Genomic DNA, 15953 nt, shown 5'->3' on the forward strand with positions numbered 1-15953 from the left:
CAACACAGTTGTGACTCATTTTTTGTAATTTATCTAAATTTATGTATCCTTTTTTGTGATCATGATTCATATATTAACAATTAACCATAAATTAACCGTTTATTAACAATATAATAATGCTAGTCTCAAAAAATAATAACAACATGGGACTCAATAAATGAAAAAACATCTCATTTCAATCGCTATTGCTTTTAGTTTAAGCTCGCTATCGCTCTCATCATTTTCTCAGTCAACTCAAATTAAAATTGAACGAGATAACTACGGCGTTCCTCACATCTATGCCAGTGATACTTATAGCCTTTTCTATGGATACGGCTATGCAGTGGCACAAGACCGATTATTCCAAATGGAAATGGCTAAACGCAGTACTCAAGGTACGGTTTCCGAAGTATTAGGTAAAGATTACATTTCTTTTGATAAAGAAATCAGAAATAACTATTGGCCTGATTCCATCCACAAACAAATCACGCAGCTACCCTCTAAAGAACAAGATATTTTAAGAGGTTATGCAGATGGCATGAATGCATGGATTAAACAAATCAATGCTAAACCTGATGACTTAATGCCTAAACAGTTTATTGATTATGATTTTTTACCATCCCAATGGACAAGTTTTGATGTTGCGATGATTATGGTCGGTACAATGGCAAACCGCTTTTCTGATATGAATAGTGAAATTGATAATCTGGCATTACTCACTGCGCTTAAAGATAAGTATGGTGAACAAATGGGAGTAGCGTTCTTTAACCAAATTAATTGGCTTAATAATCCCAATGCACCCACAACAATATCATCAGAAGAATTTACCTATTCAGACTCACAAAAAACAAAAAATATAACGCAGTTGAATCAAATTAGTGATTACCGACTTACTGCTCCAATGTTTGAACGCACGGCAAAAGATGCAACGGGAAAATTAATTGCGCTTTCTTCTCAGGAAAATAATGCGCTAATCGCTCAGCAATATGAGCAAGGTGGTGCTAATGGGCTAGCTGGGTACCCAACCACCAGCAATGTTTGGCTTGTTGGAAAAACAAAAGCTTCTGACGCAAAAGCCATTTTACTTAATGGTCCACAATTTGGTTGGTTTAACCCAGCATATACATACGGTATAGGTTTACATGGAGCAGGGTTTAATCTTGTTGGAAATACACCGTTTGCTTATCCCGCTATTTTATTCGGTCATAACGGGCAAATTTCTTGGGGCTCTACGGCTGGTTTTGGTGACGGCGTTGATATTTTTGCAGAACAGATTTCACCTGAAGACCCAAATAGCTACCTCCACCAAGGGCAGTGGAAACAAATGCTATCGCGCCAAGAGACATTGAATGTAAAAGGTGAAAAACCCATTACTTTTGATGTGTACCGTACTGTTCATGGTAATGTGGTCAAGCGAGATAATACAACTCACACCGCATACAGCAAAGCTCGCGCATGGGATGGCAAAGAGCTTACATCCTTAATGGCTTGGGTGAAGCAAGGGCAAGCACAAAACTGGCAGCAATGGCTAGACCAAGCACAAAACCAAGCACTGACAATCAATTGGTATTATGCGGATAAAGACGGAAACATTGGCTATGTCCATACCGGGCACTACCCCGAGCGCCAAATAAACCATGACCCTCGTTTACCCGTATCAGGCACGGGAGAATGGGACTGGAAAGGGATACAGCCCTTTGCAAATAATCCTAAAGTCTATAATCCCAAATCCGGCTACATCGCCAACTGGAATAACTCCCCAGCTAAAAATTATCCCGCTAGCGACTTGTTTGCCTTCTTATGGGGAAGTGCAGACAGGGTGACAGAAATCGATAGCCGCATTGAGGCCTATGATAAGTTAACAGCTGATGATATGTGGACGATTTTGCAGCAAACTAGCCGTGTCGACCTCAATCATCGCTTGTTTACCCCTTTTTTAGCTCAAGCGACACAAGGTTTGCCGTCAACTGACAATGCGGTCAAATTAGTGTCTATTCTCCAGCAATGGGATGGTATAAACCAGTTATCAAGTGATGGGAAACACTATATTCACCCTGGGTCTGCTATTCTCGATATCTGGCTAAAAGAAATGCTTAAAGCCACCCTAGGCCAAACCGTCCCCGCACCATTTGATAAATGGTATCTAGCAAGTGGTTATGAAACGACACAAGAAGGCCCTACTGGGTCGTTAAATATCAGTACAGGCGCAAAATTACTGTATGAATCTCTCTTAGAAGATAAATCACCAATACCTCAGCCTATCGATTTATTTTTAGGACAATCGCGGAATGATGTAATTAAAAAAGCACTGAATGCGACCTACCAAAAAATGAGAGTAAAATACGGTGATAACCCAGCTAATTGGCAAACACCAGCCACGGCATTAACCTTCCGTGAAAATAATTTTTTTGGTGTACCACAAGCCTTACCTCAAGAAAATTTTCATCAAAATGAATATCACAACCGGGGAACGGAAAACGACCTAATCGTATTTACCGAAAAAGGAGTGAATGCATGGGATGTTGTTGCTCCAGGGCAAAGTGGCTTTATTTCCCCGCAAGGAAAACCGTCACCTCACTACCAAGACCAACTCTCATTATACCAACAGTTTGGTAAAAAGCCGCTATGGCTTGATAGCGAAGAGCTGGCACCACATGTTGAGTCAACTGAAACACTAATAATTGAGAGATAATACTATTATTAAGCTAAATACCAAGGTGTCTCGGTATTTAGCTTTTAACCTTCACACGATACACACAACGTCCAGCACCATTTAATAAGTACTGTTCGCGCTCAATGCTACCATCATCACCCACAATCTCACTGAACAACGCCAATTCCGAACGACAAAAGTTTTGGCAAGCGGTGGCTGCTGCACAAATTGGACAATGGTTTTCGATAAACAACCAACTGTCATCATCTTGTTCAACCTTCGCCATATACCCTTCTTCGCTACGCACTTCAGCCAGCTCTTCAAGCCGCTCAGCTAATGGTAAATTTTTACAACGGGCAAAATATTTTTCTCGGCTTTCCATTTCCCTTTGGCTAATCAGCTTTTCTAGCCCTTCATCACCAAAAATAGTTTGAACAGAATTAATTAATTGAAGAGCAAGTTGCGCATGAGTATCAGGAAAACGTTGATGCCCTAATTCCGTTAACACCCAATTTTGCCGAGGGCGCCCTGCCCCTGTTTGTGATAAGCACTGCGCACCTTCAACTAGCCCCAACGAAGTGAGTTTTTGAATGTGTTGCCTTGCAGCTTCCCCAGTCATATTTAAGTCATTTGCGATCACTGCGGTAGAAATTGGTCCTTTAGTTTTGATACAAAATAGAACCTTATCCACAGCCTGCGTTAGATTTAAATTATCAAAGTAATTACTTGCATTAATCATTATGCGACTCTATTATCCAAGCGATTACTTGTATAATACATCTTTTCCTACTATTCCGTCTAGCGGGTCTCTCTATGAGCAATGAAACATCAACCGTACCTCAAGCCAAGTGGGCTGATTTACTTAGTGGCACCAATGCATTACTCACTATCGCCTTAACTGGTGGTGTTGCGCTACACGCTATCAATATTTATATCGTAACAACCATATTGCCTAGTGTTGTTAATGATATTGGCGGTCTTGAATATTATGCATGGAATACCACTTTATTTGTGGCAACATCAATTGTCGGTTCAGCCCTTTCCAGTAAAGTATTAGACAGCTTTGGGCCTAAATTTTCTTATTTATTCGCACTCATTCTCTTTTCTTTAGGGTCTATTTGGTGTGCAGCTTCCCCATCAATGCTAGTGTTGCTGGGAGGCAGAGCATTACAAGGACTGGGTGGCGGTATTTTATTTGCTCTGAGCTACGCATTAATTCGCATTGTTTTTACTGAAAACTTATGGTCCCGAGCCATGGGTGTCGTTTCGGGTATGTGGGGAATAGCAACACTCTGTGGCCCTGCAATTGGAGGTATTTTTGCTGAAAGTGGCCATTGGCGTTGGGCATTTTGGGCTTTACTACCTGTCGCTATTTTTCTAGCGCTCATTGTCATCAATCAACTCCCCAAAAAACAATCCCAGGCACCAAAAACTAACAAAATCCCATTCTTAGCGATTTCTTTGTTAGTGATATCCGTTCTTGCTATTTCAATTGGAAGTTTGTCTGACAGCTTATTCATGAACCTTATTGGTTTATTAATTGGCCTAGCCATACTGCTGACGATTGCCTTACTCGATGGCAAAAATGAAAAACGTTTATTACCGACGGGAGCCTATTCACTCAAAAGTCCACTTGGCGTCATATTTTTAACCATGTGTTTGTTAGTTGGAGGCATGACAACAGAAATTTATGTCCCTTATTTCTTACAAACCATCCATCTGTTTTCTCCGCTCACAGCAGGTTATTTAACCGCAATAATGGCTGCGGGTTGGACTCTTGGGGCACTCTTTAGTGCCAATAAAACAGGTGCTATTGTTATCCGAATTATTCGAACAGGCCCGGTCATCATATTTATTTCTTTAATTGCGCTTGCTGTTCTAACTCATAATCAACAACTTATCGAATCATGGCCATTATTCGTTATTTATCTCATCGCCATGGCAGGGGTTGGTCTAGGAATTGGTGTGTGTTGGCCACATCTGGTATTACGTGTTTTTAAGAATGCGCCAGAGGGAGAGGAAAACCTTGCGTCATCTTCTATTATTACCATTCAATTGTATGCAACTGCGCTATCTGCGGCCTTAGTAGGAGTCGTCGTCAATAATAGCGGGCTAATTAACCCTGGGGGGATCGCGGGGGCACAGCAAGCTTCAATCTGGTTATTCGCCCTATTTGCAATTAGCCCATTACTAGCAACGGTATTAATCCGCAAAATAAAATAAAGAGCAAAAGGGAGTAAAAGCTCCCTTTTTGCGGGAAAATCAACCTAATTAATTTACTAATGCTTTTTTGGAACGTAACAAATAAGGCAGAACAATAATACTGATCAGCAGAACAAAAATAGTTGCTACCATCACCCCTAAGAAAGCATGGTCAAAGGCAATATTTGCCTGATTTATCAATGCTGATGCAGTATTTACTGGCAGTGATTCAGAAACTAATAAAGCCTCATCAATACTGTCATAAACTTTATCGCTGACAGTCATGTCTTCAGGTAATGAGAGTTTTAACGTATAGATAGCACTCATTAACCCCCCCATAAAGGTGACACCTAAGACACTGCCAATTTCATAAGCAATTTCTTCAATTGATGCTGCCATACCCGCTTTTTCATCAGGGGCGTTTAACATCACTGTCGTTGATGCTGTCGTGAATATCGCACCAAGACCAAAACCAATAAGAAAAAGAAATGAAAGCAGTAAGATACCCGTTGATGTTTGATAAACGACAGCCAATCCCACAACACCAATTAGCGTACAACTAAACCCTAAAATGGTAAGTTTAATCTCACCCAACTTATGTAAGAACATACCAGCTAAAGGTGCTGCAAATACTGACGCTAAGGGTATCGGGATGATGTACAACGCAGCTTGAAATGGGGTATAGCCCAATACCAGTTGTAAACGTTGGCTTAGTAATAATTCGACACCAACAATAACCACAATGGATAAAATCGCCATCATCAACCCTGCATTGAATTTAGGGTGCTTTAATAGCGTAAAATCAATCATTGGTGATGTTGATTTCACTTGTCGATTTCTAAATACCACCAAAAAGAAAACCCCAATAACACCTGAAACCAATACCGCCGGCCAGTCGGTATAAGGTTTACCGAGCTCTTTCAACGCATAAATAACCCCAATTAAACCAATTAACACTAAAATGGAACCTAAAATATCGATTTTTTTATCGCTGTTACCACCACATTTGGGGATTAAATAACAAGCGAACGGAATAACCAATAAAACGACGGGTACATTAATTAAAAAAACAGAGCCCCACCAAAAGTGGTTAAGTAAGATACCGCCGATCAAAGGGCCTATTGCCGCCCCACCTGAAGCAACTGCCGACCATATTCCAATTGCTAACGCCCTTTCTTTCGGGTCTAAAAAAACATGCCTTACAATCGCAAGGGTGGCAGGCATACTTACTGCGGCACCTACAGCCAAAAAGCCACGAGACAAAATCAAACTTGTTGCTGTTGGTGAAAACGCAGCACACAACGAGGCTAAACCGAATAACGGCAGCCCCAACAAAAACATTTGTTTGTGACCGACTTTATCACTTAGCATCCCCGCTGCAGGTAATAACCCAGCGACAACCAGTGGGTACGCATTCATTATCCACAGTTTTTCAGATGACGTAGCGCCTAAATCATGGGTTAATTTAGGTAATGCGGTATACAGTACAGTGACATCAATAACGATAAGAAACAGTACACTTGAAACTAATAGAAGCACTATCCAGCGCTTATAATCGGTTAACATAAAATTCTCTCAATGAGTTTATTTGATCATGATTTCTGTGCTGATCGTGCTACAATATAAATCCATACGTACGTATTGAAAAGAGGTTTTTCTAAATGGGACGTCAACGAACAATCGATAGAGAAAAATTACTTGATACTGCTGAAGACATTGTTCTACAGCAAGGCGCTACAGCGCTCACTATCGACGCAGTCGCCAAAGCAATGGGGATTTCCAAAGGCGGTGTTCAGTACTGTTTTGGCAATAAAGATGCCTTAATCGATGCAATGTTTGAGCGTTGGGGCCAGTCCTATGATGAAATTTTCAATCAAACAATTGAACAAGATAACTCCCCTCAAGGGAAAATTTTTGCGCATATGCAAGCGACCCACCAGCACGACAAAGTCTCGATGGCAAAAGGCGCTTCTTTAATGGCATCCTTATTACAAACCCCTGAATATCTGGAAAGTACGCGTATTTGGTACCGTGAACGGCTTGCTAAGTTAGACACCTCAACAGAAAAAGGTAAACAGGCCAGAATTGTTTTTCTAGCAACAGAAGGCGCTTTTATGCTGCGCTATATGGGATTCATGGAAATTGATGATAATGAATGGCAATCTATATTTAGTGATTTGGAAAATTTACTAAAAAATTAATACTATTATCTTTTTTTGATATTACATTATATAACCATTTTATATAATTAATAAAAATGGAGGATTATGATGAGAAAAGATACAAGTATTTATATAAGGAATAATGTAAGTACCCCCACTGAAGTAAAAACAGATTGTTTCCCATTTTTAAATGGGATAAAAAAAATTAATTTTTGTATAAACAAAAACCCAATAATATCAATTATCAACAGAATTAAAAAGTTATCTAACAGAGAAACTATTAACAAAAAAACAATTAATCCAAACAATAGCTCCAATCTGAATAAATTAGAAAATACCAAGCACATCAAGATATTCACTAATGAAATTACAAATAAAAAATACTTCAAATTGATGAAAATAACAAATTATTAATTGATAATATTAATAATGAATCACTAATATTAGATAAAAAAAATTGTATTGGTAGTGGTACTTATGGTGTTGCTTATCGAGTAGGCAACTTTGCCATTAAAATCCCTAAAAATAAATATCATCTAGAAACTTACTTTGCTTGTCTAGGTCGTAGTAGAAGAATACTAAACCAAATTAATAATGACAATGATTACTCAAGAGTCATAACCTCGAAAAATGGTATTCAAGTTTTAATTTCAAAATTTATTGATGGGCAATCAGTTACAGGAAAAGAGGCTTATCAATTTGTTAAATCTAGAGGAAGAATATTGCATGACTATCAAGTTGATGGCAACGTGAAAAAAGATAAACAAGGAAAATTATACTTAATTGATGCAGATTTTGCCTCATTACCAATTGAAGCAAGACGTAACTCTCTTGGTAGTGAACAGCTTTATAATGAGTTTCCCGAATATACCCGCCACTATTTAAAACTTAAGAAAATATAAATTACATCTAATTATGAATTAGGTAACACACAGAGCCTAGTGAAAGTTTAAGTTTTATTTTAAAGCAAAAATAAATACAGCTATATAATGAACTTATTATTAAATTATAAAACGCCCGATGATGTTCATCGGGCGTTTTATACCTGAAAAGTAGTCAATCTATATCAGGACTAGTCAAATTTATTGATTACTCAACCGTCACCGACTTCGCCAAGTTACGTGGTTGGTCAACATCTGTGCCTTTAATCAATGCAACGTGATAAGACAACAGTTGCAGAGGAACAGTGTAGAAAATTGGTGCGATCAGTTCTTCAACATGAGGTAGCGAAACAATTTTCATATTTTCACTGGCTTCAAAGCCTGCATCTTGGTCAGCGAATACATACAGCAAACCACCACGCGCACGGACTTCCTCAATGTTTGATTTCAGTTTTTCTAACAGCTCATTGTTAGGTGCAACGATGATAACAGGCATATCAGCATCAATTAACGCTAATGGGCCGTGCTTTAACTCACCCGCTGCATACGCTTCTGCGTGAATGTAAGAAATCTCTTTTAATTTCAGAGCCCCTTCAACTGCAATAGGGAACTGATCACCGCGACCTAAGAACAATGCGTGATGTTTATCTGAGAAATCTTCTGCCAATGCCTCGATAACTTTATCTTGCGATAACATGCTTTCAATACGAGCCGGTAGCGCATGTAGAGCGTGAGAAATGTTTTCTTCAAGCTCAGGATTAGCACCTTTCAAGCGGCCCATATACGCAACTAACATCAGTAAGACGGTTAACTGTGTGGTAAATGCTTTAGTGGATGCCACACCAATTTCTGCCCCTGCCTTGGTCATCAAAGCAAATTCAGATTCACGTACCAGTGAAGAACCTGCGACGTTACATACCGCTAAAGAGGTCAAATAACCTAACTCTTTCGATAAACGCAATGCTGCCAGTGTATCAGCGGTTTCACCTGATTGGGATAGCGTAATCATTAAGCTATTTTTACGGTGCGCAGGGTTACGGTAGCGATACTCTGAAGCGATTTCCACATCACATGGAATACCGGCCAAAGACTCAAACCAATAACGTGCAACCATGCCAGCATTGTAAGATGTCCCGCAAGCTACAATTTGGATATGTTCAACTTGAGATAAAATTTCACTCGCACGAGGACCTAACTCGCTTAAATCAATGCCATTATCTTTGCTAAAACGCCCTTCAAGGGTGTTTTTAATCGCCATCGGCTGTTCATAAATCTCTTTTTGCATGTAATGACGGTAAACGCCTTTATCGCCCGCATCATATTGAACGTTTGATTCAATTTGCTCGCGATCGACAGCTTCACCACTTTTATCAAAAATACGAACAGTACGACGAGTAACCTCGGCAACATCCCCTTCTTCAAGGTAAATAAAGCGACGAGTCACAGGCAACAGCGCTAATTGGTCTGATGCTAAAAAGTTTTCACCCACACCTAAACCAATAACCAATGGGCTACCAGAACGTGCGGCGACTAATAATTCAGGAATACGGCTATCCATAATCACAGTACCGTAAGCACCGCGCAATTGTGGGATAACACGTTGAACTACTTCCACCAGCGAACCGCCCTTTTGTTGCTCATGGTGAACAAGGTGCGCAATCACTTCAGTGTCAGTTTCTGAACTAAAGACATAACCGAGTTTTTTCAGTTCATCTTTCAGTTCTAAATAGTTTTCAATAATGCCGTTATGAACAACTGCAATATAACCAGAGGTATGCGGATGAGCATTGCGTTCACTTGGAATACCATGAGTCGCCCAACGGGTATGTGCAATCCCCGTTCCACCCGATACTGGGTTTTTCTCCGCTTCTTCAGCTAGCATTTGCACTTTGCCGACTTCACGTAAGCGTTGCAAATGACCTTCGTGATCAACGACAGCCATACCAGCTGAATCATAACCACGATACTCAAGACGACGAAGACCTTCTAACAGAATTTCTGCAATATCACGTTGTGCAACAGCACCTACAATTCCACACATATTTTTTTGATTCCTAGACAAAAGGTTCCTTTCTTGAGAAACCTTCATTTGTCGCAACCTAATTGTTGTACAGTTTTCACTGCTCCCCAGCCTTGTAGAAAATGGGGATATTATTTTTATATTGCTACCTTGAGTAGCTATTTTAATTTTCGCGATTAATTCGCATTTATAATAGGAAAGATATTGCTACCTCTCCTCAATATTTACTTATTTTTTCTTAACTGGACGTTGCCAGTTTTTAATATGCATTTGTTTTACACGGCTAACGACAAGTTCGTCTTCATTCACATCACGTGTAACCGTCGTGCCAGCGCCTATTGTTGCACCTTTGGCAACAGAAACTGGCGCAACTAACTGAGTATCAGACCCTACAAACACATCATCACCAATAATGGTTTTATGTTTATTGGCACCATCATAATTACAAGTGATGGTACCTGCGCCAATATTCACATTATCACCAATTTGGGCATCCCCGAGGTAACTTAAATGACCCGCCTTAGAACCTAAACCTAAAGAGGCATTTTTCATTTCGACGAAATTACCGACGTGTGCTTTGGCTGCTAATTTAGCACCTGGACGTAAACGCGCAAAAGGGCCAACCGTACATTCAGCTGATAATTCAGAGTTTTCTATGACTGAATATGGGCTAATCACTGAGTTATCACCGATTACACAGTCTTTCAAAATACAGCCAGATTGAATATGTACGTTATTCCCTAATGTGACATTACCTTCAATAATCACGTTAATATCAATAATAATATCGCGACCATGAGTCAGCGTTCCGCGCAGATCAAAACGTGCAGGGTCAATCAACATCACGCCGGCTAATAACAGTTTTTCCGCTTGTTCTTTCTGATAAACTCTTTCTAACGCAGCTAGTTGTAGGCGGTTATTCACGCCTTCCATCTCACTTAAATGTTTAGGATGAACGGTTGCAATTTTATTACCTTCTTTATGTGCTAATGCAATAATATCAGTAATATAATATTCGCCTTGTGCGTTATCGTTGTTCAGCTGTGCCAACCAACGTTTAAAATCTTTGCCACTAGCAACCATAATTCCTGTATTGATTTCTTGGATTTTACGTTGCTCTTCACTGGCATCTTTTTGCTCAATGATACCGACAACTTCATTATTTTCACGAATTATACGGCCATACCCTGTTGGGTTATCTAAGATAACCGTCAGTAAACCAATACCGCCTTGTGGTTTGACTTCAATCAGCCTGTCCAAGGTATCTTTAGCGATTAATGGCACGTCACCATAGAGCATGACAATATCTTCATCATCTTGGAAGCTAGGGGCAGCTTGTTGCATCGCATGGCCCGTACCGAGTTGCTCCGCCTGCAATACCCAATTGAGGTTTTGCTCACCCAGTTTTTCTTTCAGTAAATCACCGCCATGTCCGTATACCAGATGAATATCTGATGCACCAATGGATTTTGCTGTATCTATAACATGCTGAACCATTGGTTTGCCTGCAAGCAAATGCAAAACTTTAGGTAGCTCTGAATACATCCGTGTGCCTTTACCGGCAGCTAAAATCACGACACTTTTTCTTTGCACAGTCATTTTTCCTGAAACTCCAACTTAGGGATGAAAGTAAACCTATTTCCTTTATAAATTACTACATATTTCGCTCAAATAAAAAAGCCAGTTAGACTTAACCAACTGGCTTTTTTTACTATACCGCTATCATTACATTAGCTTTTTAGTTAACTCGATGACTCGAAGTTTCGCTATTGCTTTTGCAAGTTCTGCTGATGCCTGAGCATAATCAACATCGCCGTGAGCTTTACGGACGTGTTCTTCCGCTTTGCGTTTAGATTCCACTGCACGAGCTTCGTCTAAATCTTTACCACGGATCGCTGTATCAGCGAGTACGATAACACCATTTGGTTGCACTTCTAAAATACCACCGGAGAGGTAAATTAGCTCTTCTTCACCAAACTGTTTGGTAATACGTACCATGCCCGGTTTTATGGCAGTCAGCAGCGGGGTATGCTGCGGATAAATCCCCAGCTCACCTTCACTACCTGTCACCTGAATTTTCTGTACCATGCCTTCAAACATTTGTTTTTCAGCACTCACTACAGTCAGGTGGTATGTCATTGCAGCTACCATATCAACCTCCTGTCAGCTGGATTAAAGCTTTTTAGCTTTTTCCACAGCTTCTTCAATGGTACCAACCATATAGAACGCTTGTTCTGGCAGGTGGTCGTAATCACCGTTCAGGATCCCACTGAAGCCACGGATAGTGTCTTTCAGAGAAACGAACTTACCTGGTGAACCGGTAAATACTTCAGCAACGAAGAATGGTTGAGACAGGAAGCGCTGGATCTTACGAGCACGAGCAACAACCAGTTTGTCTTCTTCAGACAGTTCATCCATACCCAGGATTGCAATGATATCTTTCAGTTCTTGGTAACGTTGCAGAATAGACTGAACGCCACGAGCAACATCATAGTGCTCTTGACCAACAACCAGTGGGTCAAGTTGACGGCTAGTAGAATCCAGAGGGTCAACCGCAGGGTAAATACCCAGTGATGCGATTTGACGGCTCAGAACTACCGTTGCGTCTAAGTGAGCAAAGGTGGTTGCTGGTGATGGGTCAGTCAAGTCATCCGCAGGAACGTAAACCGCTTGAACGGAAGTGATAGAACCTGTTTGAGTTGAGGTAATACGTTCTTGCAGAACACCCATCTCTTCCGCCAGCGTTGGCTGATAACCTACCGCTGAAGGCATACGGCCTAACAGTGCTGATACTTCAGTACCTGCCAGTGTATAACGATAGATATTGTCAACGAACAGCAGTACGTCACGACCTTCGTCACGGAATTTTTCAGCCATAGTCAGACCAGTCAACGCAACGCGCAGACGGTTTCCTGGTGGCTCGTTCATCTGGCCATAAACCAGTGATACTTTATCCAAAACGTTTGAGTCGGTCATTTCATGATAGAAGTCGTTCCCTTCACGAGTACGCTCACCAACACCAGCGAATACTGAGTAACCTGAGTGCTCAATCGCGATGTTACGGATCAGTTCCATCATGTTTACTGTTTTACCAACACCCGCACCACCGAACAGACCAACTTTACCACCTTTCGCGAATGGACAGATTAAGTCCATTACTTTGATACCGGTTTCCAGCAGTTCTGTTGAGTTAGCTAATTCTTCATAGCTAGGTGCAGCACGGTGAATTGACCAGCGCTCTTCTTCGCCGATATCACCTTTCATATCAATAGGTTGACCCAGAACGTTCATGATACGTCCTAAAGTTGCTTTACCTACTGGTACTTCAATTGGGTGCTCTAAGTTTACAACTTCTAAACCACGGCTCAGACCATCTGATGTACCCATTGCGATACAACGGACAACACCACCGCCTAACTGTTGCTGAACTTCCAACACCAGTTTTTCTTTACCGTTAACAACCTCAAGAGCGTCGTACACTTTTGGTACGTCATCTTGAGGGAACTCGACGTCCACAACGGCGCCGATTACCTGGATAATCTTTCCAGTAGCCATCTTGAATCCTCTACGTAATTCGTAAACCTAGCTGTTAAACCGCGGAAGCACCCGAAACGATTTCGGTAAGCTCCTGAGTAATGCTGGCCTGACGAGCTTTGTTGTAAACCAACTGTAACTCTTTGATCAGGTTTCCACCATTATCAGTAGCGGCTTTCATCGCTACCATTCGTGCGGCCTGCTCACTAGCCAGGTTTTCAACGACGCCCTGATAAACCTGCGACTCGATATAACGACGTAGCAGGGTATCCAGCAACGCCTTAGGATCGGGTTCGTAAATGTAATCCCAAGACTTCTTCTTCAGTGTTTCATCATCACTTGCAGGCAATGGTAACAATTGAAGAATAGTTGGCTCCTGAGACATTGTATTGATGAACTTATTCGTCACCACATACAGTTTATCCAAACGCCCTTCATCATAGGCTTGTAGCATAGTGTTAACTGGACCAATCAAGTCCGAAAGCGTTGGGTTATCCCCCATTCCGGTAACTTGAGTCACGACATTGCCGCCCACAGAACCGAAAAATGAAACCGCTTTAGAACCGATTAAAGCCAAATCAACCTGAACGTTTTTCTCAGACCATAACTTCATATCTGCTAACAGTTTTTTGAACAAGTTAATGTTCAAGCCACCACACAGACCACGGTCTGTTGAAACAACCAGATACCCGACACGCTTAACTTCGCGCTCTTCGAGATATGGGTGTTTATATTCCAGATTACCTAACGCTAGGTGACCAATCACACTGCGCATGGTTTCTGCATAAGGACGGCTGGCCGCCATGCGTTCCTGCGTTTTACGCATTTTGGACGCAGCGACCATTTCCATCGCTTTAGTGATCTTTTGTGTATTTTGTACACTTCCGATCTTGGAACGTATCTCTTTTGCGCCGGCCATTTCTGCTTCTCCTTATTAACCAGACGGCCCTAAGAACTGGGCCGAATAGTATTACCAGGACTGAGTTGCTTTAAATGATTCGAGCAGTTTTTTCAACTTGCCTTCGATATCATCGTTATAGCTACCAGCCGGGCCAATTTCGTTCATAAGGTCAGCATGCTCGCGCTGTGCAAAAGAAACTAAAGCAGCTTCAAACGCACCAATTTTCGCTAACTCAACATCATCCAAGAACCCACGTTCTGCCGCGAACAGAGACAGTGCCTGCTCTGCTACTGACATCGGTGCGTACTGTTTCTGTTTCAGCAGTTCAGTTACTTTCTGACCATGACTTAACTGTTTACGAGTCGCGTCATCGAGGTCGGAAGCAAACTGAGCAAACGCTGCCAGTTCACGATACTGAGCAAGTGCGGTACGGATACCACCAGACAGTTTCTTGATAATTTTAGTCTGAGCAGCACCACCAACACGAGATACTGAAATACCTGGGTTAACCGCTGGACGAATACCAGAGTTAAACAGGTTAGATTCCAGGAAGATCTGACCATCTGTAATCGAAATTACGTTTGTTGGTACGAATGCAGAAACGTCACCAGCTTGGGTTTCAATGATAGGCAGAGCTGTCAATGAACCTGTTTTGCCTTTAACTTCACCTTTAGTAAAGTTTTCTACGTATTCAGCGTTAACGCGAGCAGCACGCTCAAGTAAACGTGAGTGCAGATAGAAAACGTCACCTGGGTAAGCTTCACGTCCTGGTGGACGACGCAGCAACAGTGAGATTTGACGATATGCAACAGCCTGTTTAGACAGGTCATCGTATACGATCAGTGCATCTTCACCGCGGTCACGGAAATATTCACCCATCGCGCAACCAGCATATGGTGCTAAGTATTGCAGAGCAGCTGATTCAGATGCTGTAGCAACAACAACGATAGTATTTTGCAGTGCGCCGTGCTCTTCCAGTTTACGAACTACGTTAGAAACGGTAGACGCTTTCTGGCCGATAGCTACGTACACACATTTGATGCCTGAGTCGCGTTGGTTGATGATTGCATCGATAGCCAAAGCAGTTTTACCTGTTTGACGGTCACCGATAACAAGCTCACGCTGACCACGACCGATTGGAATCATGGCATCGACTGATTTATAACCAGTTTGAACTGGTTGATCAACAGATTGACGGTCGATAACACCTGGAGCAATAACTTCTACAGGAGAGAAGCCATCGTTATCAACAGGACCTTTACCATCAATTGGTTGACCAAGTGTATTCACAACACGTCCTAGCAGGCCACGGCCTACTGGAACTTCAAGAATACGACCAGTACATTTAACTTTCATGCCTTCTGCCAAGTCGGCATAAGGACCCATGACGACCGCACCAACAGAGTCACGCTCTAAGTTCAGTGCGATAGCGTAACGGTTGCCAGGCAGCGCGATCATTTCACCCTGCATGACTTCGGCTAAACCGTGAATACGAATAATACCGTCATTAACGGATACAATCGTACCTTCATTGTGAGCTTCACTCACAACATCGAACTGAGCAATACGCTGTTTGATCAGTTCGCTGATTTCGGTGGAATTCAGTTGCATATGCTCCAGT

Annotated in this window: 12 protein-coding genes; 4 read left to right on the forward strand and 8 right to left on the reverse strand. The window is 41.6% G+C overall.

Annotation, left to right across the window (positions count from 1 at the left end):
• Positions 1-157 precede the first annotated feature (157 nt).
• The gene (locus PSE83_RS12700; RefSeq protein WP_110592762.1) at positions 158-2671 is read left to right on the forward strand and encodes a penicillin G acylase; all 2514 of its coding nucleotides are present in this window, start codon (positions 158-160) and stop codon (positions 2669-2671) included.
• A 37-nt stretch (positions 2672-2708) separates the two neighbouring features.
• Here the strand turns inward: PSE83_RS12700 and PSE83_RS12705 are convergent, their stop codons facing one another.
• Positions 2709-3371 carry a helix-turn-helix transcriptional regulator gene (locus tag PSE83_RS12705; RefSeq protein WP_096863658.1) on the reverse strand — a complete coding sequence of 221 codons (663 nt, stop codon included), beginning with the start codon at positions 3369-3371 and terminating at the stop codon, positions 2709-2711.
• Positions 3372-3445: 74 nt separating this feature from the next.
• On the opposite strand from PSE83_RS12705, the gene PSE83_RS12710 reads away from it, so the two are divergent.
• Complete coding sequence (locus tag PSE83_RS12710; protein WP_272660901.1) at positions 3446-4855, forward strand: MFS transporter; 1410 nt, start codon at positions 3446-3448, stop codon at positions 4853-4855.
• Positions 4856-4903: 48 nt separating this feature from the next.
• Here PSE83_RS12710 and PSE83_RS12715 read toward each other — a convergent pair whose 3' ends face one another.
• A complete protein-coding gene (locus PSE83_RS12715; protein ID WP_262961027.1) occupies positions 4904-6400 on the reverse strand; it encodes an MFS transporter in 1497 nt (498 codons plus the stop codon).
• Between the two features lie 95 nt (positions 6401-6495).
• On the opposite strand from PSE83_RS12715, the gene PSE83_RS12720 reads away from it, so the two are divergent.
• Entirely contained in the window at positions 6496-7035 is a 540-nt protein-coding gene (locus tag PSE83_RS12720; RefSeq protein WP_172766707.1) for a TetR/AcrR family transcriptional regulator, read from the forward strand.
• Between the two features lie 683 nt (positions 7036-7718).
• Positions 7719-7898 carry a hypothetical protein gene (locus PSE83_RS12725; RefSeq protein WP_004906283.1) on the forward strand — a complete coding sequence of 60 codons (180 nt, stop codon included), beginning with the start codon at positions 7719-7721 and terminating at the stop codon, positions 7896-7898.
• Positions 7899-8085: 187 nt separating this feature from the next.
• Here the strand turns inward: PSE83_RS12725 and glmS are convergent, their stop codons facing one another.
• The 6 genes from glmS to atpA all read right to left on the reverse strand — a co-directional run bounded on the left by glmS (position 8086) and on the right by atpA (position 15943).
• Positions 8086-9918 (reverse strand): glutamine--fructose-6-phosphate transaminase (isomerizing), encoded by a 1833-nt coding sequence (gene glmS, locus PSE83_RS12730; protein WP_036959190.1) that lies wholly within the window; start codon positions 9916-9918, stop codon positions 8086-8088.
• A gap of 207 nt (positions 9919-10125) precedes the next feature.
• Positions 10126-11496, reverse strand: coding sequence for a bifunctional UDP-N-acetylglucosamine diphosphorylase/glucosamine-1-phosphate N-acetyltransferase GlmU (glmU, locus tag PSE83_RS12735; RefSeq protein WP_004906289.1), 1371 nt, complete (start codon positions 11494-11496; stop codon positions 10126-10128).
• Positions 11497-11622: 126 nt separating this feature from the next.
• Positions 11623-12048, reverse strand: a complete 426-nt coding sequence (locus PSE83_RS12740; protein ID WP_004906291.1) for a F0F1 ATP synthase subunit epsilon — start codon at positions 12046-12048, stop codon at positions 11623-11625.
• A 21-nt stretch (positions 12049-12069) separates the two neighbouring features.
• Positions 12070-13452 carry a F0F1 ATP synthase subunit beta gene (gene atpD / locus PSE83_RS12745; protein WP_004906293.1) on the reverse strand — a complete coding sequence of 461 codons (1383 nt, stop codon included), beginning with the start codon at positions 13450-13452 and terminating at the stop codon, positions 12070-12072.
• Positions 13453-13486: 34 nt separating this feature from the next.
• Positions 13487-14350 (reverse strand): F0F1 ATP synthase subunit gamma, encoded by an 864-nt coding sequence (gene atpG, locus PSE83_RS12750; protein ID WP_004906295.1) that lies wholly within the window; start codon positions 14348-14350, stop codon positions 13487-13489.
• Between the two features lie 51 nt (positions 14351-14401).
• Positions 14402-15943 (reverse strand): F0F1 ATP synthase subunit alpha, encoded by a 1542-nt coding sequence (gene atpA / locus PSE83_RS12755; RefSeq protein WP_004906297.1) that lies wholly within the window; start codon positions 15941-15943, stop codon positions 14402-14404.
• Between the last annotated feature and the right edge of the window lie 10 nt (positions 15944-15953).

This window comes from Providencia sp. PROV150 (assembly GCF_028481025.1).
Lineage (GTDB): Bacteria > Pseudomonadota > Gammaproteobacteria > Enterobacterales > Enterobacteriaceae > Providencia > Providencia hangzhouensis.

What these genes read in the sequence shown, in the direction of transcription:
- PSE83_RS12700 (WP_110592762.1), top strand. Translation starts at nt 158, where the DNA reads ATGAAAAAACATCTCATTTCAATCGCTATTGCTTTTAGTTTAAGCTCG.
- PSE83_RS12705 (WP_096863658.1), bottom strand. Translation starts at nt 3,371, where the DNA reads ATGATTAATGCAAGTAATTACTTTGATAATTTAAATCTAACGCAGGCT.
- PSE83_RS12710 (WP_272660901.1), top strand. Translation starts at nt 3,446, where the DNA reads ATGAGCAATGAAACATCAACCGTACCTCAAGCCAAGTGGGCTGATTTA.
- PSE83_RS12715 (WP_262961027.1), bottom strand. Translation starts at nt 6,400, where the DNA reads ATGTTAACCGATTATAAGCGCTGGATAGTGCTTCTATTAGTTTCAAGT.
- PSE83_RS12720 (WP_172766707.1), top strand. Translation starts at nt 6,496, where the DNA reads ATGGGACGTCAACGAACAATCGATAGAGAAAAATTACTTGATACTGCT.
- glmS (WP_036959190.1), bottom strand. Translation starts at nt 9,918, where the DNA reads ATGTGTGGAATTGTAGGTGCTGTTGCACAACGTGATATTGCAGAAATT.
- glmU (WP_004906289.1), bottom strand. Translation starts at nt 11,496, where the DNA reads ATGACTGTGCAAAGAAAAAGTGTCGTGATTTTAGCTGCCGGTAAAGGC.
- PSE83_RS12740 (WP_004906291.1), bottom strand. Translation starts at nt 12,048, where the DNA reads ATGGTAGCTGCAATGACATACCACCTGACTGTAGTGAGTGCTGAAAAA.
- atpD (WP_004906293.1), bottom strand. Translation starts at nt 13,452, where the DNA reads ATGGCTACTGGAAAGATTATCCAGGTAATCGGCGCCGTTGTGGACGTC.
- atpG (WP_004906295.1), bottom strand. Translation starts at nt 14,350, where the DNA reads ATGGCCGGCGCAAAAGAGATACGTTCCAAGATCGGAAGTGTACAAAAT.
- atpA (WP_004906297.1), bottom strand. Translation starts at nt 15,943, where the DNA reads ATGCAACTGAATTCCACCGAAATCAGCGAACTGATCAAACAGCGTATT.